Origin of the sequence: Cupriavidus sp. P-10 (assembly GCF_003402535.2) — a bacterium.
Classification (GTDB): Bacteria; Pseudomonadota; Gammaproteobacteria; order Burkholderiales; family Burkholderiaceae; genus Cupriavidus.
This window is the reverse complement of the sequence record NZ_AP025171.1, coordinates 929,140-947,560: the sequence shown is the minus strand read 5'-3', so window position 1 is coordinate 947,560 and position 18,421 is coordinate 929,140. Positions and strand designations below refer to the sequence as shown.

The 18,421-nt window shown below is 68.2% G+C and carries 22 protein-coding genes; 15 read left to right on the top strand and 7 right to left on the bottom strand.

The genetic code is table 11. From position 1 onward, the window contains the following. Positions 1-106: 106 nt before the first annotated feature. Positions 107-1,108, top strand: coding sequence for an AraC family transcriptional regulator (locus CTP10_RS21410; RefSeq protein ID WP_116319634.1), 1,002 nt, complete (start codon positions 107-109; stop codon positions 1,106-1,108). Between the two features lie 93 nt (positions 1,109-1,201). On the opposite strand, the gene CTP10_RS21405 is transcribed toward CTP10_RS21410, so the two are convergent. Further along, positions 1,202-1,345, bottom strand: a complete 144-nt coding sequence (locus tag CTP10_RS21405; RefSeq protein WP_029044501.1) for an entericidin A/B family lipoprotein — start codon at positions 1,343-1,345, stop codon at positions 1,202-1,204. Positions 1,346-1,599: 254 nt separating this feature from the next. On the opposite strand from CTP10_RS21405, the gene CTP10_RS21400 reads away from it, so the two are divergent. From CTP10_RS21400 to CTP10_RS21385, 4 genes are all read left to right on the top strand, one after another. Next, entirely contained in the window at positions 1,600-1,728 is a 129-nt protein-coding gene (locus CTP10_RS21400) for a DUF2188 domain-containing protein (protein ID WP_233528140.1), read from the top strand. Positions 1,729-1,897: 169 nt separating this feature from the next. After that, positions 1,898-2,095, top strand: coding sequence for a hypothetical protein (locus CTP10_RS21395; protein WP_116319635.1), 198 nt, complete (start codon positions 1,898-1,900; stop codon positions 2,093-2,095). 149 nt (positions 2,096-2,244) lie between these two features. After that, positions 2,245-2,574 (top strand): hypothetical protein, encoded by a 330-nt coding sequence (locus CTP10_RS21390; RefSeq protein ID WP_233528125.1) that lies wholly within the window; start codon positions 2,245-2,247, stop codon positions 2,572-2,574. A 211-nt stretch (positions 2,575-2,785) separates the two neighbouring features. Continuing rightward, positions 2,786-5,149: a VTT domain-containing protein gene (locus CTP10_RS21385; protein ID WP_116319636.1), complete on the top strand. Its 2,364-nt coding sequence runs from the start codon at positions 2,786-2,788 to the stop codon at positions 5,147-5,149. A gap of 21 nt (positions 5,150-5,170) precedes the next feature. Here CTP10_RS21385 and CTP10_RS21380 read toward each other — a convergent pair whose 3' ends face one another. Then, positions 5,171-5,653 (bottom strand): DUF1579 domain-containing protein, encoded by a 483-nt coding sequence (locus CTP10_RS21380; protein WP_116319637.1) that lies wholly within the window; start codon positions 5,651-5,653, stop codon positions 5,171-5,173. Positions 5,654-5,803: 150 nt separating this feature from the next. After that, positions 5,804-6,169 (bottom strand): DUF2880 domain-containing protein, encoded by a 366-nt coding sequence (locus tag CTP10_RS21375; protein WP_116319638.1) that lies wholly within the window; start codon positions 6,167-6,169, stop codon positions 5,804-5,806. 160 nt (positions 6,170-6,329) lie between these two features. Here CTP10_RS21375 and CTP10_RS21370 point away from each other — a divergent pair, with 160 nt between their 5' ends. The 3 genes from CTP10_RS21370 (at position 6,330) to CTP10_RS21360 (ending at position 8,177) form a co-directional block, all read left to right on the top strand. Further along, positions 6,330-6,821, top strand: coding sequence for a flavodoxin family protein (locus CTP10_RS21370; RefSeq protein WP_116319639.1), 492 nt, complete (start codon positions 6,330-6,332; stop codon positions 6,819-6,821). Between the two features lie 85 nt (positions 6,822-6,906). Beyond that, positions 6,907-7,179 carry a hypothetical protein gene (locus CTP10_RS21365; RefSeq protein ID WP_116319640.1) on the top strand — a complete coding sequence of 91 codons (273 nt, stop codon included), beginning with the start codon at positions 6,907-6,909 and terminating at the stop codon, positions 7,177-7,179. 86 nt (positions 7,180-7,265) lie between these two features. Beyond that, on the top strand, positions 7,266-8,177 hold the full coding sequence (locus CTP10_RS21360; protein WP_116319641.1) for an SDR family NAD(P)-dependent oxidoreductase: 912 nt from the start codon (positions 7,266-7,268) through the stop codon (positions 8,175-8,177). A gap of 62 nt (positions 8,178-8,239) precedes the next feature. On the opposite strand, the gene CTP10_RS21355 is transcribed toward CTP10_RS21360, so the two are convergent. Beyond that, positions 8,240-9,208, bottom strand: coding sequence for a BON domain-containing protein (locus tag CTP10_RS21355; protein WP_116319642.1), 969 nt, complete (start codon positions 9,206-9,208; stop codon positions 8,240-8,242). 273 nt (positions 9,209-9,481) lie between these two features. After that, entirely contained in the window at positions 9,482-9,694 is a 213-nt protein-coding gene (locus tag CTP10_RS21350; RefSeq protein ID WP_116319643.1) for a hypothetical protein, read from the bottom strand. A gap of 255 nt (positions 9,695-9,949) precedes the next feature. Here CTP10_RS21350 and flhC point away from each other — a divergent pair, with 255 nt between their 5' ends. From flhC to CTP10_RS21335, 3 genes are all read left to right on the top strand, one after another. Beyond that, positions 9,950-10,471 (top strand): flagellar transcriptional regulator FlhC, encoded by a 522-nt coding sequence (gene flhC / locus CTP10_RS21345; RefSeq protein WP_233528141.1) that lies wholly within the window; start codon positions 9,950-9,952, stop codon positions 10,469-10,471. Positions 10,472-10,606: 135 nt separating this feature from the next. Next, complete coding sequence (locus CTP10_RS21340) at positions 10,607-11,026, top strand: hypothetical protein (RefSeq protein ID WP_116319645.1); 420 nt, start codon at positions 10,607-10,609, stop codon at positions 11,024-11,026. A gap of 346 nt (positions 11,027-11,372) precedes the next feature. Further along, the gene (locus tag CTP10_RS21335; protein ID WP_116319646.1) at positions 11,373-12,251 is read left to right on the top strand and encodes a lipid A biosynthesis lauroyl acyltransferase; all 879 of its coding nucleotides are present in this window, start codon (positions 11,373-11,375) and stop codon (positions 12,249-12,251) included. Between the two features lie 8 nt (positions 12,252-12,259). Here the strand turns inward: CTP10_RS21335 and CTP10_RS21330 are convergent, their stop codons facing one another. Continuing rightward, entirely contained in the window at positions 12,260-13,099 is an 840-nt protein-coding gene (locus tag CTP10_RS21330; RefSeq protein WP_116319647.1) for an IclR family transcriptional regulator, read from the bottom strand. A gap of 112 nt (positions 13,100-13,211) precedes the next feature. Here CTP10_RS21330 and CTP10_RS21325 point away from each other — a divergent pair, with 112 nt between their 5' ends. Genes CTP10_RS21325 through CTP10_RS21310 form a run of 4 tightly spaced genes read left to right on the top strand, consistent with a single transcriptional unit; the run spans position 13,212 to position 17,437 of the window. Then, positions 13,212-13,982, top strand: a complete 771-nt coding sequence (locus CTP10_RS21325; RefSeq protein WP_116319648.1) for an enoyl-CoA hydratase/isomerase family protein — start codon at positions 13,212-13,214, stop codon at positions 13,980-13,982. 10 nt (positions 13,983-13,992) lie between these two features. After that, positions 13,993-15,207, top strand: a complete 1,215-nt coding sequence (locus tag CTP10_RS21320) for a CaiB/BaiF CoA transferase family protein (protein WP_116319649.1) — start codon at positions 13,993-13,995, stop codon at positions 15,205-15,207. Between the two features lie 13 nt (positions 15,208-15,220). Beyond that, complete coding sequence (locus CTP10_RS21315; protein WP_116319650.1) at positions 15,221-16,387, top strand: acyl-CoA dehydrogenase family protein; 1,167 nt, start codon at positions 15,221-15,223, stop codon at positions 16,385-16,387. A gap of 60 nt (positions 16,388-16,447) precedes the next feature. Then, positions 16,448-17,437 (top strand): Bug family tripartite tricarboxylate transporter substrate binding protein, encoded by a 990-nt coding sequence (locus CTP10_RS21310; protein ID WP_116319651.1) that lies wholly within the window; start codon positions 16,448-16,450, stop codon positions 17,435-17,437. Positions 17,438-17,449: 12 nt separating this feature from the next. Here the strand turns inward: CTP10_RS21310 and CTP10_RS21305 are convergent, their stop codons facing one another. Continuing rightward, positions 17,450-18,334, bottom strand: coding sequence for a LysR family transcriptional regulator (locus CTP10_RS21305; protein ID WP_116319652.1), 885 nt, complete (start codon positions 18,332-18,334; stop codon positions 17,450-17,452). Positions 18,335-18,421 lie beyond the last annotated feature (87 nt).

The following is an 18,421-nucleotide window of genomic DNA, read 5'->3' as shown; positions in this document are numbered from 1 at the left end:
TGTCCGGCCCGTAGCACGATGCTAGTATCGGAGCCCGGTCCCCTTGCCCGTATGATCGGGCGTCCGGCTTTCTTGCGCGAAACACCGGATCTGGAGGAAAGTGACCATGGATGCCTTGTCCGACCTGCTGCGCGCCGTGCAACTGAGCGGTGCCGTCTTCCTCAACGGCGAATTCAAGTCGCCGTGGTGCCTGGTGTCTGAAGCGGACGCTGAATTGCGCAACGCCTTCCTGCCCGGCACCGATCGCGTCGTCTCCTACCACCTGATAACCGAAGGCGTGTGCTGGGCCCGCCTTGTCGGAAGCACGGGGCCGGGCCTGCGCGTCGAGACCGGCGAGCTGCTGGTGGTACCGCAAGGCGAGCCACACGTGCTGGGCAGCGACCTGCACCTGCAGCCGGTGCAGTCCGCGCCGCTGGTCGCGGACATGCTGCGCAACAGCCCGGGCGAAGTCATGCGCGTGTCGTATGGGGGCGGCGGCGAAACCACGCGCATGGTGTGCGGCTTCCTCGGGTTCGACGACACCATGGGCAACCCGCTGCTGACCTCGCTCCCGCGGCTGTTCAAAGTGGGGTTGGGCAATGGCATCGAGTCGGCGTGGCTGTCCTCGGCGCTGGCGTTTGCCACCTCTGAAGCGGCCGAGCCGCGCGCGGGCAGCGCCACGGTGCTGGCCAAGCTGTCCGAGCTGCTCTTCGTGCAGGCGGTGCGGCGCTGTATTGACACGCTCCCGGACAATGAAAGCGGCTGGCTGGCCGCGCTGCGCGACCGCTACGTAGGGCGGGCCCTGTCGCGCATGCATGCCCGCCCAGCCTACCCGTGGACAGTGGACGAGCTCGCCGGCAACGTCGGGCTGTCACGCTCGGCGCTGGCGCAACGCTTTACCGATCTGCTCGGCCAGCCACCGATGCAATACCTGGCGCACTGGCGCCTGCGCACCGCGGCGGCGGAGCTGCGCAGCGGCAACCGGTCGATCGGCGAGATCGCGGGCGCGGTCGGCTATGACTCCGAGGCGGCGTTCAGCCGCGCCTTCAAGCGCGAGTTCGGGCTCCCGCCAGCAAGCTGGCGCCGCAGCCGCGACGAGGAACGCGTGCCGGAGTCGGTTGCGCACTGAAGCTGCCACTGAACCTGACATTGCCAACCAAACACAAATGGCCCGTGCCAGTGGCACGGGCCATTTGCCGCGCAAGCGAGCGTCGGCAGTCGATTACATTTTCTGCTTGGTGTTCTCTGCCGCGCCCTGCACCTTCTCGCCGCCGCGTTCGATGTCCTTGCCTGCACCGGCCATGGTGTTGCAACCGGTAACCAGCATCACGCCAGCGAGGGCAAACAGTGCGAATAGCTTTCTCATGACGATCTCCTTGCTTCGTGTGGAAGCGGCATGCGCCGCCAGATGGAATAGCTCGGGATAGCTTGACCGGGCAGCTTCATGCCCAACCGGCAATTGGATCGTAGCAACCGACAACCGCGCGAAAAGTCGGCTTTCGTCCTACCGCGGTGTCAGCCGACGGCGCGACATGTCCTCGGCTGTAGGACAGCGACCGATACCCGTGCGCCGGGGGCGGCGAAGCCACGGCGCGGCAGTTTCCCACCCAGGAATCCGCCATCGCAGCGGGCTGGCTGCGGGCACGCCAGGACGGCGTGTCGCTGTGCATCCATCGCCGCGATGGCATGGTGCGCGAGCGCAAGATCGATTGCCGCGAGTCCAGGACCATGCCGCGCCTGGGACACTGAAAGCTGACCCGGACGGCGGGAATGCTCGCCGACCGCGACATTCGCGTCATGGCCCGCAACAGTTCATTGCGTAGTCAACGTTGAGTCAGATCAACGGTTTAGAAATCGTTGCATGCAATCGACCGTTTCAGTGCCAATACTAAGACCAGGCACCTACAGAGACCCCGTCATGTCCCGCATACTCAGAAACCGTCCGCTCGACATCTATCCCGACCCGCTTGAGGCCAGGATCGCTGAACTCCACGAAATGGCGACCGATGTGCACGCCAGGCAGGCCCGCAGATGGCGCCGCCAGAGCGCCGTCGCCGGGGCTGCTCTCGCCCCGGAACACCGGTTTCCGTGCGGCGATCCGCAAACCCGGCACTGACGGAAGGTTCCGTCCACGCATCGCGCGAAGAATGTGAACAAGTGTCATATCCGGTTGGCAAGATATGACCCCTGCGAAAGAATGGATTCCCGCATCCGATATGGCCCAAAGAGGCCAGGCGGATGCTCCAATCTTCCTCACGCAGCGACATGAATCGAACCACCCGGGATTGCGTGCTGGCTCTGATGAACAGCCTGCGTGCCCAGGGGCCCATGCCCCGGCACCGGCTTGCCGCCGCCAGCCGCCTGAATGCCGCGGAACTGACCCGCGCTCTGAAATCGGCCCGCCAAATGGGCGTCGTCGCCTATGCCGGCGAACCAGAACTTGGCTCGCAGGCCGACACCTTGCTGGTACTGACCGGCCGGCCGTTGCCGCCGCCGCGCAAGGTGGCGCCGCCCGCGCGCGAGGCCACGCCGCATTTCCAGCCGCTGCTTGACGCTTGGGGCATCGCCCGCCCGGCGCGCCGCCAGGCATCGTAAGACCTGCCGGCGCCGCTTGCGCCGGCAGTGCGGTTCTTACAAAGGCAGGTAAAGCGCACACGCGGCGCACACGCGGCGCGCACACCTTCCCATCTTATTTCCCTGCCTCTGGACGCCGCTTCCCACGGCCGCAACGCTCACGGCAGTCCCGTCACACCCTCCGGTATGGAACTTGCGCGACGCTTAAGGCTTATCCTCCTGAGCGTGCGACATGAGGCCACAGATTCCGCCCGGCACCCCGACGCGGCCAGCGCCGGACACTCCGCATGAATTGCAGGAACCGCCCGCCTTCACACTGGAGCCCGGGCGCAACTGCTGGCGTGTCGAGCCGTGCCAGCGCTTTGCCATGCTCGTCGACGGCGACGCGTATTTCCGCGCGCTGCGCGAAGCGTTGCCGCGCGCCGAGCACACCATCTTTATCCTCGGCTGGGACATCGACAGCCGCATGGAACTCGTGCCCGACGGCGCGCAGGACGGCCTGCCTGACGGGCTGCGCGACTTCCTCTGCGCACTGGCGGACCGCCGTCCCGACCTTCGCATCTATATCCTGAGCTGGGATTACGCCATGGTGATGGCGATGGAGCGCGAATGGCTGCCGTCGGCCAGCGCGCACTGGCAGGCGCACCGGCACCTGTCGTTCCGGCTCGACGGCAACCATCCGCCCGGCGCCTCGCACCACCAGAAGGTGGTGGCGATCGACAGCAAGGTCGCTTTTGTCGGCGGGCTGGACCTGACGCTGCGCCGCTGGGACGACAACAACCACGCGCCCGGCGCACCGCTGCGCATGGCCGAAGGCAAGTCCTACCCGCCCTTCCATGACGTCCAGTGCGTGCTCGATGGCCAGGCCGCCGCCGCGCTCGCCATCCTGTGCGCGGATCGCTGGCTGCGCGCGACCGGACGCAGGTCGCGTCCGGCCTCGGCGATGGCAGAGACCTCCGCGGACCCGTGGCCACCCAGCCTGAAGCCGGAACTGACCGACGTGCGCGTCGGCATCGCCCGCACCATGCCCATGTGCGAAGACGAGCCCGGCGTCAGCGAGATCCGCATGCTGCTGCGCGACGCCATTGCGTCGGCCCGTCACAGCGTCTACATGGAGAACCAGTACTTCAGCTCGGGCGAGATCGCCAAGGCGCTGGCCGGACGGCTGGGGCGTGAGAATGGCCCCGATATCGTGCTGGTATCGCGACGCAACGAGAGCGGCTGGCTGGAGGCGCACAGCATGGGCGTGCTGCGCGCGCGCCTGTACCGGCGCCTGCGGGCGGCGGACACAGGCAACCGCTTTCACCTGTTTTGCCCGACGATACCGGGGCTGCTGCCCGAATGCGTCAACGTCCACAGCAAGGTAACGGTGATCGACGACGATTTCCTGACCATTGGTTCTTCCAACCTCAGCAACCGCTCGCTGGGGCTGGACACCGAGTGCAATGTGGTGGTGACCTCAGGCGGCGACCCGCGCGTGCGCGAAGCCATCGCTGCCATGCGGTCCCGGCTGCTGGGCGAGCACCTTGAGATCGCGCCCGAGGCCTTCCAGGCCAAGGTGGCCGAAACGCGCAGCCTGCTGGCGGCCATCCGCGCGCTGCAGCGTGACGACGGCCGCACGCTGGAAGACTACGAGCCCCCGCTGCCGGACGACCTCGACGCCGCTTCCCCGGCCGACCACCTGCTCGACCCGATCGAGCCCATCGACAGCGACCAGGTGCTGGCCGAATTCGTCAGCCACGAAGCGCGCCCACGCGTGGTAGGCCGTGTCGGCGTGATGGTGGCGCTGGCGCTGGTGCTGGCCGGGCTCGCCTTCGCCTGGCGCTACACGCCGCTGCGCGAATGGGCGGATTTCCGCGCGCTGCTGGCCGTGGTCGAGCGCCTGGACGACATGCCCATGGCGCCGCTGGCAATGATGGGGGTCTACCTGGCCGGGGCGGTGACCATGCTGCCGGTCACGCTGCTGATCCTCGTGACCGTGGTGGTGTTCGGGCCGCTCTATGGCGCCGCGCTGGCGCTGGGTGGCACCATGCTGAGCACCGGCGCGGGCTACCTGGCGGGCCGCCTGCTCGGCCGCAATACTGTGCGCCGCTTCGGCGGCCGGCGGCTGAACCGGGTCAGCCACCAGCTCGGCAGGCACGGCGTGCTGGCGATGGTGGTGTTGCGGCTGGTGCCGATCGCGCCGTTCTCGCTGGTCAACCTGGTGGTCGGCGCGTCGCGCATCAGCCTGCGCGACTGCCTGGTGGGCACGGCGCTGGGGATGCTGCCGGGCATCGTGATCTCGGCCTTCCTGGTCGACCGCGTCGCCGCCGTGGCGCGCAACCCGGGGCCGGCGACTTTTGCGCTGCTGGCGCTGGTGCTTCTGCTGCCGGCGTCGATACTGCTGTTGCTGCGGCGCCGGCGGCGGCGCAATGCCGAACGCCACAAGGCGGAACGGCAGCGGCCGGTGAGCCAACAGGAAAGCCAACAGGAAAGCCAACAGGAAAGCCAACAGGAAAGCCCGCAGGAAAGCCCGCAGGACGACCAGCATCGCGGCCCTGGCGGTCCCGGGCGCCGGCTGGCGCGCGTCGCCCATGCCACGGGAGAGCGCACCTGAGCGGCAGGAACGGGCGCCGCACTAGCGCTTGCGGCGGTACGTGGCTTTCATGATCTCGGTCCACTCGCCGTTCTCGCCCTGCATGAATGACGTCAGCGTCCGTTCATTGTCATCCTTGAAGGCGATCACATCGCGGTACTGGACCGTGCGGCCATTGCCCGAACAATCTGGTCCCTCGGCGCGCAGCGTCAGCTGCTGGCCGCCGGCGTCGAGGTCTCCCTCGTAGACCCACAGGTGGGTCATCATCGAGCCGATGAAGGTGCCGACGAAATGCTTGCGGGCGGGATCGTAGCCCAGTGTCATCACGGTGGTGGCGGGGCCGCAGCCGGGCATGTCGCCTTGCGCCGTGCCCTGTACCCAGAGCTCGCCAACGCCGGTGACCCGCTCGGGAATCTGCCATTTCTGCGGTGGCTGGTCCGGTCCCATCACGGCCTCGCCTTCGGCCATCCATTCGCCCACCAGCCGTTGCAGCCAGCGGTGTTCCTTCTGAGCTTCGGTCTTCATTCGGAGTCTCCTTGCGTTTGCGGCCAACGGGCCCGGCACGGGCATTTGTGGATGCCGTACACATAGACTAGCAAAGAAAATGGACAGCATCCACATTTCTTTGCATCACGCCGCGCAGTGCGGCAGGTGCCTGGACTTCCCCGGCTGGAGCTACTGCGGCAGCCGAACCTTGGGCACTACGAACTGGTTGCCGGGCGCGCGCATCACGTCGCACTGCACCTTGGCCTTGCGCGCCGCGCCGTCCTGCGCGACGTATTCGACATCGCCAACCACGCTGTAGGCGTCTTCCGCGACCTTGCGGGTCTTGGCACTGACCCACTTGAAGCTGCCCGGGTTGGGCAGCGCAGCCTTGACCGCCTTCATGCAGGCAATGGGGGCTTCAGGAGCCTCGTCGCGTCCGCGTGGCTTCGGCGCGTCGTCCGCGGCCTGAGCGGCCGCTGCGCAGCCAAGCGACAGCACCAGCGCAAGCGCGGTAGAAAAGGAACGCGGAGAAAGCGACGAGCGCGGCGAAGGCATCTTGGAAACTCCTGGACCGGGGGCGGAAACTACACAGGCGCCACATTTTAACGCCGGCGCCCATGCCGGTCAGTCCGCCGGTGCGTTGTAAAAGTTCCCAGGTCGCCACTGGCGCCCGGCGTGCTACAGTGGGTTCGCGCATCCCGCCCTGCACGCAAGCATGAAAACGCTGTTGATCGTCTACCACACCATGACCGGCGGCACCCGCCAGATGGCCGAGGCAGCCGCGGCGGCCGCGCGTGCGCAGGAGGGCGTCGTGGTGGTGCTCAAGCGTGCGGCCGAGGCCGGGCCCGACGATGTGCTGGCCGCCGATGGCTACCTGTTCGCCACGCCGGAGAACCTCGCCGCCATCGCGGGGATGATGAAGGACTTCTTCGACCGCTGTTACTACCCCGTGCTGGACCGCATCAACGGCCGTCCCTACGCCGCCATGATCTGCGCCGGCAGCGATGGCCAGAACGCACTGCGGCAGGTAGACCGCATTGCCACGGGCTGGCGCCTCAACCCCGTTGCGCCCGGGCTGATCGTCTGCACGCACGCACAGACGCCGGAGCGCATTCTCGCGCCCAAGCAGATCGGTGCGGAGGACTTGGCGCGCTGCGCGGAACTGGGCGAAGGGCTGGCCGCCGGGCTGGCGCTGGGCGTCTTCTGACCCGCCTGAAGCCTGTGCCAGCGTAATTCCCGTCCGGGAACGGGACTTGCACGACCATGGCATCCGCCCTCCTGAGCGCAACGCCATGGAAGACCCCGAAGTCATTGCCGCGGAAGCCCGCCGCGATCCCCTGGACAGCACCGCCCGCGGCCCCATGCGCGTGGTCGAAGCGCTGACGCAGACCGCTCTGGTACTGATGGCGGCCACGCTCGCCTGGGTGCTGTGGCGGCGCACCGATGCCTTTGCCTGGTTCGGCTCGCTGGCGCCGGCGGCATGCGCGGCGCTGGCTCTGCTGGCGACGATCGTGGCATTGCTCGGGGTCTGGTTCGGCATACATGCCTGGCGGCGCGTGGGCTGAGGCAAGTCCCGCTGGCGCCATGTGTCGCCAAACCTTACAACGCGGCGGTAAGAATGTCCTCCGCTGCGCAGTCCCCGGAGGCCATCATGGCTGACATTCCCTCTCCTGCTCCCTCTCCTGCTTCCACTCCTGCTCCCTCTCCTGCTCCCACTCCTGCCCCCTCCCATGTCCGCACCGGCTTGCTTGCCGTGATCACCGGCGCCTCGTCAGGCATCGGCTATGAACTGGCGCGGTGCTGCGTGCGGTACGGCTATGACCTCGTTATCGCCGCCGATGAGCCGCAGATCGAAGTTGCCGCCGCGCAACTCCGTGACGAGGGTGCCCAGGTAGAAGCGCTGGTGGCGGACCTGTCCACGCCGGCCGGCATCGAGCAGTTGTGCGCGGCCTGCGAAAACCGCCGCGTCGACGTGCTCTGCGCCAATGCCGGCCGCGGTCTCGGCCACGCGTTCCTGGATCAGGATTTTGCCGATATCCAGCACGTGCTGGAAACCAACGTGACCGGCACCGTCCATTTGCTGCACCGGGTTGGCCAGCGCATGCGCGAGCAGCGCAGCGGGCGCATCCTGATCACGGGGTCGATTGCCGGCTTCATGCCGGGCACCTACCAGGCGGTGTACAACGCCACCAAGGCGTTCCTGGATTCGTTCTCGTACGCCCTGCGGCACGAGTTGCAGGGCACCGGCGTGACCGTGACCTGCCTGATGCCCGGCGCGACCGAGACCGAGTTTTTCGAGCGCGCGGACCTGCTGGACACCCGGATCGGCCAGCAGAAGAAGGCCGATGCCGCCGAGGTCGCACGGACCGGCTTCGATTCGATGATGCGCGGCGAAGGCGAAGTCATCACCGGCTGGCAGAACAAGCTGCGAGCGGCGATTGCCATGGTCACCCCGGCGGACGTGCTGGCCGAGCAGCATCGCCGCATGGCGCAGCCGCGCAGCGAGGCCGACGACCGCTTGCCGCCGGAGGAATCGCCCGACGCGCCGCGTCGCGAGGTGTGAAAGCGGACGGGGCCGCGCCAGCGGCGCAGCCCCGCTTTCCGGTGGCTTGACGCCGCGCGAAATCAGGGGCGCGTCGTGCCGCCGGTGCTGTCGCGGCCGGCACCCGGGCCGCCACTGCCCGCTTCCATGCCGCCGCCATAGCTGCTGGCGGTCGACCCGGTCGCGCTGCCGGCACTGCTGATACCGCTGACATGGCCTTGCCCGGCCGCGCCGGAAGCTGTGTTCCGCGTCTCGCCTACACCCTCGGAAAGGCCCGAAACGCCGAACGGTCCGGCCGAGCCCATCCGGATCCCGTTGTGGACTTCACGCACGCCAAACACGTCGTCGGCAATGTCTTCAATGCAGTACTTCTGGCGGCGATCGCGCACGTTGCCGCTCAGGCGCACCACCCCGCTCTCCACTTCTACCTCAACGTCCTGCACATCGACATGGGGCGCATGGGCCAGGCGCTCGCAGATTTCTTCACGGATGCGATCGTCGCTGCGCTGGTAGCCCTTCGGGCCAACGCGGTCGCGCCCGCGCAGCTGCCGGCCAAACCGCCGTTCACCCGCGCCCTGCCTGCCGAAATCGCCGGCACTGCGCCCGGCCGAACCCGGCCGCTCGGAAATGCCGTAGCCCTGGTCATACTCGCTACCGCTCGAAGCCATCCCACCCTGGCGACCGGTCATCGCCTGGCCGCCGCGGCGGCTTTCGCCCCACTCATCGCGCACGTTGCCGCCCTGGTCCGAGGCGCTGCCGCGCCACGCTTCATCGTCGTCCCACGGCGCGCGCTGGCCGGACCGCTGCCAGTCTTCTCCGCCGCCCTGGCCGCCCTGACCTTCCTGGCGGCTGCCGTAATAGCCCTGACCCCGCACATCGCCGCCATGGCGCTGGCGGCCCTCGTAGCGGCCTTCGCCGTAGTCGCGGGCCGGCCCGCCCGATTGCCCGTAGCGTCCCTCGCCATAGCCTCGCGGGTCGTCCGCACGGTCGCGCCGCGGCGCCTCTTCGTCGCGCCACCACGAGTTGCTGCCTTCATTCCGGAATGGATGCATGGTTGATCTCCTGCGGATTGGAACTGCCGGATGGGAACTGCGGCGGCGGCATGCCACCGCGCCGCACCAGTTGCCAGAGGGCGCAAGTTCCGTACCACTGCGACAGTCATCGCGCGCCATTGCGCGCGACTGCAAGTCACCCAATGCAACGGCGGGCGCCCTGTAAAAAGCGCCCGCCGTTGTAAGCATCCTTGCGATGCCTGGAAATCCCGGATTTTCTCAATGGGGTCCAGCAATGGATCCCCGATGTTGCGTCGCCGATGCTGCGTCGCTTCAGGCGGCCAGTGACTCCGTAAATCCTATCGCGGACTCGCAGCCGTCCGGATCTTCCTGCACGATCAGCCCGACACCACACCGCTTTGCCGCGGCTTTGCCGATATTGACGGCGACGTCCCGGTCCTCGCAATGAACCAGGCCCTTGCGCGCACTTTCGACCGTCAGTTCCCAGCCTTGGGGCGTCTGCCTGATGAGGAAGTTCGCAGCCATGGGTTGCTCCCGAGTCGTTTACGTGTTCTTGAAGGGTAGCGCATGGGTGTACAGGCAAAATCGGCGTCCGTCCTATACCGTGTGGGCACTTCTCCTACACACCCGGCCGGGAAGCGACTCTTGATGCATATCAGAGTTATGACAAAACGGCCATCCATAGAATCCATCGCTATTCAGCGAAACATTCAGGAAACGATGGACTTGCGCCCCGACACAGACCCGCCACCCTCGTCTTCGCCGCCCACCAGCAAGAGCATGCTGCATGACGTCGAGCAAATCCGGCTGGCCATCGAACTGATTGGGCTGGGTGCGCGCCTGCAGGTGCTGGAATCGGCGCTGACGTTGCCGCGGGTGCGGCTGGTCCGGCTGTACAAGGAGCTGCGCGGGAAATCGCCGCCCAAGGGCATGCTGCCCTATTCCACCGACTGGTTCGTGACATGGCGCCCCAACGCCCATGCATCGATGCTGCTCAACGCCTATCGATTCATGCGCGACGCCGGCGGGCTGGCCGGTATCCGCGCGGTGCTGTCGGGCTACCGCGTCTACCGGGAGCAGTTGTCCGTGACCGGGGAACCCGCGGAACTCAGCTTTACCCGCGCCTGGACGCTGGTGCGCTTTCACGAGAACGGCATGCTCCAGCTGGCGCGCTGCCGTCGCTGCGCAGGCGACTACGTGGTCCACGCCTATGGCCTGCGCCGGCATTTCGTTTGCGGCCTGTGCCTGCCGCCCGCGCGTGCCGGCAAGGGCCGCAAGGCGGTCGCGCGCACAGTGGCCTGAACGCGCGCCGGTGGCAGGCATTGTTTCCTGCCGCACTGTCAGCGCCGCCACGGCGTTCCAAGATATGCAAGTCAGCCAGACCGGCCGGCCGCGCGCATGCGCGGCGTTCACGATTGCCCTCGGGGAGCCCTGCCGATGTTCAGGATCAACCTGCTGTCCCGCATACTTGGCGCCGCGACGCCGCCCCAGGCCGCCAACGACGCACGCCACCTGGCACCAGCGCATGCCGTGCCCCCCGCGCCGGCCATCACCGCGCCCGTGGCGCCGGCCATCACCGCGCCCGTGGCACCGGCCAGCCCGGACCCGCTGGCCACCAGCCTCAAGACACAGGGCGATGCCATGGTCCAGTACGGCGCGCGCCTTCTGGTGATACGGGAACTGCTCGGCGCCCTGGCCGCCGGGTTGCCGCCGGCGGCCCAGGCCGGGGTGGAGCGGCGCTTCCGCGTGCGCGTCGACCAGTTGCTGGCTCTGACCGACGACCGCGCCCTGCCGGCCGAATTCCACGATACGCTGCTGGCGGAAATCAACTACTACTTGGGCGAGCTGAAGCACTGAGCGCGCGGCGCCGAAGCCGGGCGTCAAGCCATGCGCCACCCGCATGATGTTGCGTGGCGGACACTTTTCGACGTTGTAACACCTCGGTACATGCCCGCCTGTCGCAACGTGCTACAGTGCGCGCTTCGCAGCGCAACTGCGCGCTAACGCTCCCATTCCGTACGTTCCGACGCGCACACCGTGCGCGCCAGGCGTTGCCCATCGCCGTGCCGGGCCGCCAGCCATTGCTCTTGCCGACCGCGCGCGCCCCGCCCGCCCTCGTCCGCCACCTGTCGTGGCGCCCAATCATTACCGTGCAGCCGCCCGGCGGAACGCCGCGCTGCCGCCACCGCTCCACAGGATCCTCATGACCCATCGGCTCCGGGCCGCACTAGTCGTCACTGTCTTCAAGCTCCTCGCGGCGCTGCCTTACGGCTTGACCGCGCGCCTGGGAGACGCTATCGGCAAGCTGCTGTACCAGATCCCCAGCCGCCGGCGCCGCATCGTGCTGACCAACCTGGCCCTGTGCTTCCCGGACATGGACGAAGCCGCCCGGCAGCAGCTGGCGCGGCGCCACTTCGGCCATGTCATGCGCAGCTACCTGGAGCGCGGCGTGCAATGGTTTGGCGATGCCGGGCGGCTGGACAAGCTGATCGAACTGGACACCCGCATCGACCTGTCCACCTGCACCGAGCAACCAACCATCTTCCTGGGTTTCCACTTCGTCGCGATCGAAGCGGGGTGCATGTTCTACTCGATCCGCCACCCGGTCGCATCGCTGTACACCAAGATGTCGAGCCCGCTGCTGGAAGAAATCGCGCGCACGCAGCGTGGGCGCTTTGGTGCCGAGATGATCCCGCGCAGCGGCAGCGGCAAGCAGGTGGTGCGCACGCTGCGCTCCGGCTGCCCGGTCATGCTGGCGGCGGACATGGACTTCGGCCTGGCCGATTCGGTGTTCGTGCCGTTCTTCGGCGTGCCGGCGTGCACACTGACGTCGGCCTCGCGGCTGGCCAGCATGACGGGCGCGCGCGTGGTGCCCTTTACCACCGAGGTGCTGCCCGACTACCGCGGCTACCGCCTCCGCATCTTCGACCCGCTGGAGGGCTTTCCGTCCGGCTCCGTGGAGGAGGATTCGCGCCGCATGAATGCCTTCCTGGAATCGCAGATCGCGACCATGCCGGAGCAGTACTACTGGGTCCACCGGCGCTTCAAGAACCGGCCCGCCGGCATGGCGCCGGTGTACTGAGCCCGGCGCTAGCCGCCGCCGGCGCGCTGCCACGCCGACTGGATATCGTCCATCAGCCGCGCCAGCTTTACCGCATAGCGGGCGTTGTCGCGCCTGCGCTCGCTGGCTGAATACGGAAAGCTGATGTTCAGGCCATAGAGCTGCTGGTCGGGGCCACGGAACGCCGCGCCCACCGCCAGCAAATGCCCCTGCTGGTATGCGGCGGTGCAAAAGCCGCGCTGTTGCGACTGCTCGATCGCCTGCAGCACGCGTGCCTGCATGGCCGGCCAGGCCTCGCCCTGCCGCGCGGCAATACCTTCCAGCATGTCTTCCCGCACACCATCCGGCTGCGCTCCCAGCCACGCCAGCCCGATCGAGGTCAGCTCCATCGGCACGCGCGTGCCCGGCACCACGCGCCGCGTGCGCGAGACGCTGTCGCGGCTGTGGCGGATCGAGGCCAGGTACACCATGTCGAGCTTGTCGCCCACGGCCAGTCCCACGTTGACCTTGTCGGCCTCTGCCACCTTGCGCATCAGCGGCAGCGCAATATCCGCGGCGCGGTTGGCGTGGCGGAAGGCATCGGCCAGGCTCAGCACCACCGGCGCCAGCCGGTAGGCGCGTTCGTTGACGTCGTAGCGCAGGAAGCTGGCGTCCACCAGCGATCGCGTCAGCCTGCTGACGGTCGGCCGCGGCAGGCCGGTGCGCGCCGCCAGCTCGGCATTGGTCAGGCTGGTGGTCCCGACGCGGAAGGCGCGCAGCAGTACCAGCCCCCGCTCCAGCGACTGGCTGCCAGCGGTGTCGCGGGTAAAGCGGCCGGTCTGGTGGGTCACGCGGCGCGTCGACACCGCTTCGGGTGCTGTATCAGCCATCTCCGCATAATTTCAGTAAGCGAAATCCGAGTATAGCGGCGAGGCGCGGCAGCGCGAATACTGAGTGCTCCGCCGGACCTGCGCCGGCCCACAACACTGAGGAGCGCCCCGCATGTCATCCAATGCCGACATCCAGCTGAGCCGCGACGGCCACGTCGCCCGCATTGTGCTGTCCCGTCCGCCGCACAACTTTGTCGATGCCGACGTGATGCGCCGCCTCGCGGACACCCTGCTGGCCCTGGACGACGACGCCAGCTGCCGCGCCATTGTGCTGGCCTCCGGGGTCAGCGCGTTCTGCGCCGGCGCCGACTTCAGCGGCGCCGGCCAGGGCGAGATCGCCAACGACCCGGCCGGTTTCTACGTGCATGCGATGAAGCTCTACCGCAACCGCAAGCCCATCGTCGCCGCGGTCGAAGGCGCCGCCATTGGCGCCGGGCTGGGCCTGGCACTGGTGGCCGACTTCCGGGTGACCTGCCCCGAGGCACGCTACAGCGCCAATTTCAACCGGCTCGGCTTCCACCCCGGCTTCGGCCTCAGCGTGACGCTGCCGCGGCTGGTCGGCGAGCAGCAGGCCGCGCTGCTGTTCTATACCGGCCGCCGCATCTCCGGTAGCGACGCCGTCGCCATCGGCCTGGCCGATGAACTGGTGGCCAAGGCTGAAGTCAACGACCGCGCCATGGCGCTCGCCCAGGAGATCGCCGCCTCCGCGCCGCTGGCGGTGGAAACCACGCGCGCCACGCTGCGCGAGGGGCTGGCCGACCGCATCGCCGAGGTCAACCAGCGCGAACTGGCCATCCAGCGTGGGCAGTTCCGCAGCGACGATTTCCGCGAAGGCGTGGCAGCGATGGCGGAACGCCGTACGCCGGTATTCCACCGCCGCTAAGGAGCCGTCCGTGCCTGAACACCACACCCCTGCCACGCCCGCCGGCCCGCTCGACGGCATCCGCGTGCTGGATCTCACGTCGGTCGTGCTCGGCCCGCTGGCCACGCAGGTGCTGGCCGACTTCGGCGCCGACGTGATCAAGATCGAAGGTCCGGAAGGCGATCTGATGCGCGCCAACGGCGTGTCGCAGCACGCCGGCATGAGCTCGATCTACCTGGCGCTGAACCGTAACAAGCGCTCGGTCGTACTCGACCTGAAGACCCCCGAGGGCGTTGCAGCGCTGCGCGCGCTGATCGCCGGCGCAGACGTGCTGGTGCACAACATGCGCGTGGCGGCGATCGAGCGGCTGGGCTTTGGCTACGAGGCGGTCGCGCGCATCAACCCGCGCATCGTCTATTGCGTGGCCACAGGCTTCGGCCAGGACGGCCCGCATCGCGACAAGCCCGCTTTCGACGACATCATCCAGGCGGGCTGCGGACTGGTGGCGCTGGGCGCCGGCACAGGCGAGCGGCCGGAATACGTGCCCAGCCTGATCGCCGACAAGACCACCGGGCTGGCGCTGGCCAACGCGGTGCTGGCCGCGCTGCTGCATCGGGAACGCCACGGCGTGGGCCAGTCGGTCGAAGTGCCGATGCTGGAGACCATGGCCGCATTCGTGATGACCGAGCACCTGGGTGGCCTGACCTTCGACCCCGCTCCCGCCGGCGCCGGCTATGCGCGTCTGCTGCAAGGCGGCCGCCGCCCGGCGCCGACGCGCGACGGCTGGATCTGCGCGCTGCCCTATACCGAGCGCCACTGGCAAGCCTTCTTCCGCGCGGTCGGCCGCGACGACCTTGCCGACCGCTATGAAGTCAGCGACCGCGCGCAGCGCAATGCCAATATCCGCGCGCTGTACGGGCACCTGGCCGAGCTGACGCCTGAGCGCAGCACCGACGAATGGATGGTGCTGTTCGAATCGCTCGACATCCCCGCCACGCCGATCTACGGGCTCGATGCGCTGGTCGATCATCCGCACCTGCAAGCCGTGGGCCTGTTCCAGGCGACGCAGCACCCCACCGAAGGCCCGCTGCGCGAAGTGCGCCCGGCCGCGCGCTTTTCGGCCACGCCGCTGTCCTTGCGCCGCCATGCGCCGGCGCTCGGCGAACACACCGCCGAGGTCTTGCAGGAAGCCGGTATCGCCCTGCCCGCCGCGCATGCCGGCACACACGCCGGCGCTCAGGAATAACAAGGAGACACGCATGAATTTCCAGCTCGATGAAGAACACCGCATGCTCAAGGACCTGGTCGCGCGCTTCGTGCGCGACCAGCTGATCCCATTGGAGCCGGCGGTGCTGGCCCGCGAGGCCAGTGGCGGAGAACACGCGCTGCTGCCGGAAGAACACGCACGCCTTGACGGCCTGTCGCGCGAGCTTGGCCTGTGGGGACTGGATGCGCCCACGGAGATGGGCGGCGCCGACCTGCCCGTGGTGGCGATGGTCGGCGTCAACGAAGAACTCGGCAAGACCATCACGCCCTACGATCTGCCGCCGGATTCGCCCAACCTGCGCATGCTGATGCTGACCGCGAACGACGCCCAGCGCGAGCGCTACCTGGACCCGTATGCGCGCGGCGAAACGGTATCGGCCATCGCCATTTCCGAGCCCGGCGCCGGGGGCGACCCCGCCATGATGACCACGCGCGCCGAACGCGACGGCGACCACTGGGTGCTGAACGGCCGCAAGATCTGGATCAGCCGCGCGGCGCGCGCCGACTGGACCATCGTGATGGCCGTGACCGACAAGGCGAAGGGCGCGCGCGGCGGCATCTCGGCCTTTATCGTCGAGCGCGGCACGCCCGGCCTGCGCGTGGAGCGCCGCATCCCGATGATCGGCGGCCATTCCACCTATGAAGTCGTGCTGGAAGACTGCCGCGTCCCCGCCACGCAGTTGCTTGGCACCGAAGGCCAGGGCTTTGCGCCGATGCAGGCGCGCCTGTCCACGCGCCGGGTGCAGATGGCCGCGTGGTGCATCGGCCGGGCGCAGCGCGCGCTCGACATGATCTGCGAATACGCGCCGCAGCGGCAGACCTTCGGCGCGCCGCTGGCACAGCGCCAGGCGGTCCAGTGGTGGGTGGCGGACGCCGCCACGCGCATCCATGCCTGCCGCCTGATGACCTATGAAGCCGCCAGCCGCATCGATGCCGGCGAAGAGGCGCGCACGCAGGTCTCGATGATCAAGGTCTTCGCCACCGAAATGGCGTGGGAAGTGATCGACCAGGCGATGCAGACCTTCGGCGCGATGGGCATGACCAAGGAACTGCCGCTGCAGCAGATGGCCAACGAGACCCGGCTGATGCGCATCTACGAAGGGCCCAGCGAAGTCCATCGCTGGGTGATCGCGCGCGACCTGCTCGGCCTGCGCCGCTGAGTGACCGACTTCTCGCACCGGCGGGAACACGCCGGGTTTTTCCGACCGAAAGGAGACACCATGCAACAGCCTTACCGTTCGCGACGCCGCTTCCTCGGCCTCGCCGCCGCGGCACTGGCCGGCATCGCAACGCTGCCGGCGTTTGCTGCCGAAGACGCCTTCCCCACGCGCCCGATGCGCTTTATCGTGCCGTTCCCGGCAGGCAGCGGCACCGACACCACCGCGCGCATGTTCGCCAAGAAGATCGGCGAGCTGACCGGCCAGGGCGTAGTGGTCGAGAACAAGCCAGGCGGCAACGGCTTTATCGGCGTGCAGACCGCGCTGAACGCGCCGGCCGACGGCTACACGGTGTTTATCGGCAGCAATTCCACGCTGTCGACCAACGCCGCCACCTTCCGCAAGCTGCCGTATGACCCGCTGACGGATTTCGCGCCGATCACGCTGCTGTCGCGCGGGCCGTGCGTGGTCATCGTGCCGGCCGGCTCGCCCTACCGCACACTGGCGGAACTGCTGGAGGACGCGCGCAAGCGGCCCGGCGCGCTCAATTACGGCACGGGCTCGATCTCGTACACGCTGTACAGCGAATGGTTCAACGAGCTGGCGAAGATCAAGACCACCGCGGTGCCTTACAAGGGCGCGGGCGATGCGATCAACGGCGTGATGGCGGCCAACGTGGACTTTGCCGTGGTCGATGCCACCGGCGCAATCGAACTGGTGCGCGGCGGCAAGGTCCGGGCGCTGGCCTATACCGCGCCGCAGCGCTCGCCGCTGTTGCCGGACGTGCCGTCGATCGTCGAGGCCGGCCTGCCGGATTTCCTGGCGTACAACTGGGTGGCCGCGGCGATATCCGCCAAGACCCCGCCGGCGGTGGTGAAGCGGCTGCAGGACCTGTTCACGCAGGCTGGCAACGCGCCCGACGTGCGCGAGTACTACACACGCCAGTCGACCAAGCTGATCCTGTCGTCGCCGGCGGAAATGCTGCAATACCAGAAGGACGAGATCGTGCGCTGGAAGCGGCTGGCGGCGGTCGCCAGGATCCCGCTGCAATAACCTTCAGCGCGCTCAGCGGCTGTGCTCGCGCAGCAGCGTCGTCAGGCGCTGCGCCAGCGGCGACAGGTACGCGCCGGCGCGGGTCAGCACGCCGATCCGCCGGCGCAGGTCCAGCTCTTCCACTTCCAGCGGCAGCGCGCGCAGGCCGTGCTGCATGGCGTCGCCGCCCTCGTTGGCGATGCTCAGCATCTGCGTACCCTGAATCAGCGCGAACAGCGAGGGGCTGCCGAAATCGATCTCGACGCGCGGCTGCGGCGCCGGCAGGCCGCGCTGGCGGAAGGCGGCATCGACCTGCTGCCGCAGCGTGATATGCGCCTCCGGCAGCAGCCATTCCTGGTCGGCCAGGTCCACCAGCCGCAGCTTGCGCCGGCGCAATAGCGCGTGGCCCTGATCGGCCACCACCACCAGCCGGTCGTCGAACAGCGGCTCCACCGCAAAGTCCGTTGAAGCCTGCACCGGCGCCACCGCGAGATCGAGTTCGCCGGCGGCCAGCAGGTCCAGCACGTCCCGCGCCAGCCGGCGCCGCAAGCGCAGCCGCGCGACCGGGCGCTCACGCATCAGCTGCTGGCACGCGCCCAGGATCACGCCACCCGGAATCGACGGCGAATAGCCGACCCGCAGCACGCCCTGCTCGCCGGTGCGGATACCGAGCATTTCCTTGATGCCGTCCTCATACTCCAGCCGGATGCGCCGCGCCCGCTCCAGGAAGCGCGCGCCGGCGTAAGTGGCGGTCATGCCGTTGGCGGTACGCTCGAACAGCGGCAGCCCGGCCTGCGCCTCCACCCGCTGCACCGCCTTGGTCAGGGCCGGCTGGCTGATCCCGAGGGCCTCCGCCGCCCTGCCGATGCCGCCGTGCGTTGCCACGGCGAGGATGTAGTCCAGATCCCGCGTCTCCATTGCCTCACATTCCTGATGGTTATGGCTTTATATCCAGCGCCGCATTGTGGTGATGGGCGCCATCTTACAGACTTAGGCGCAGAGCCG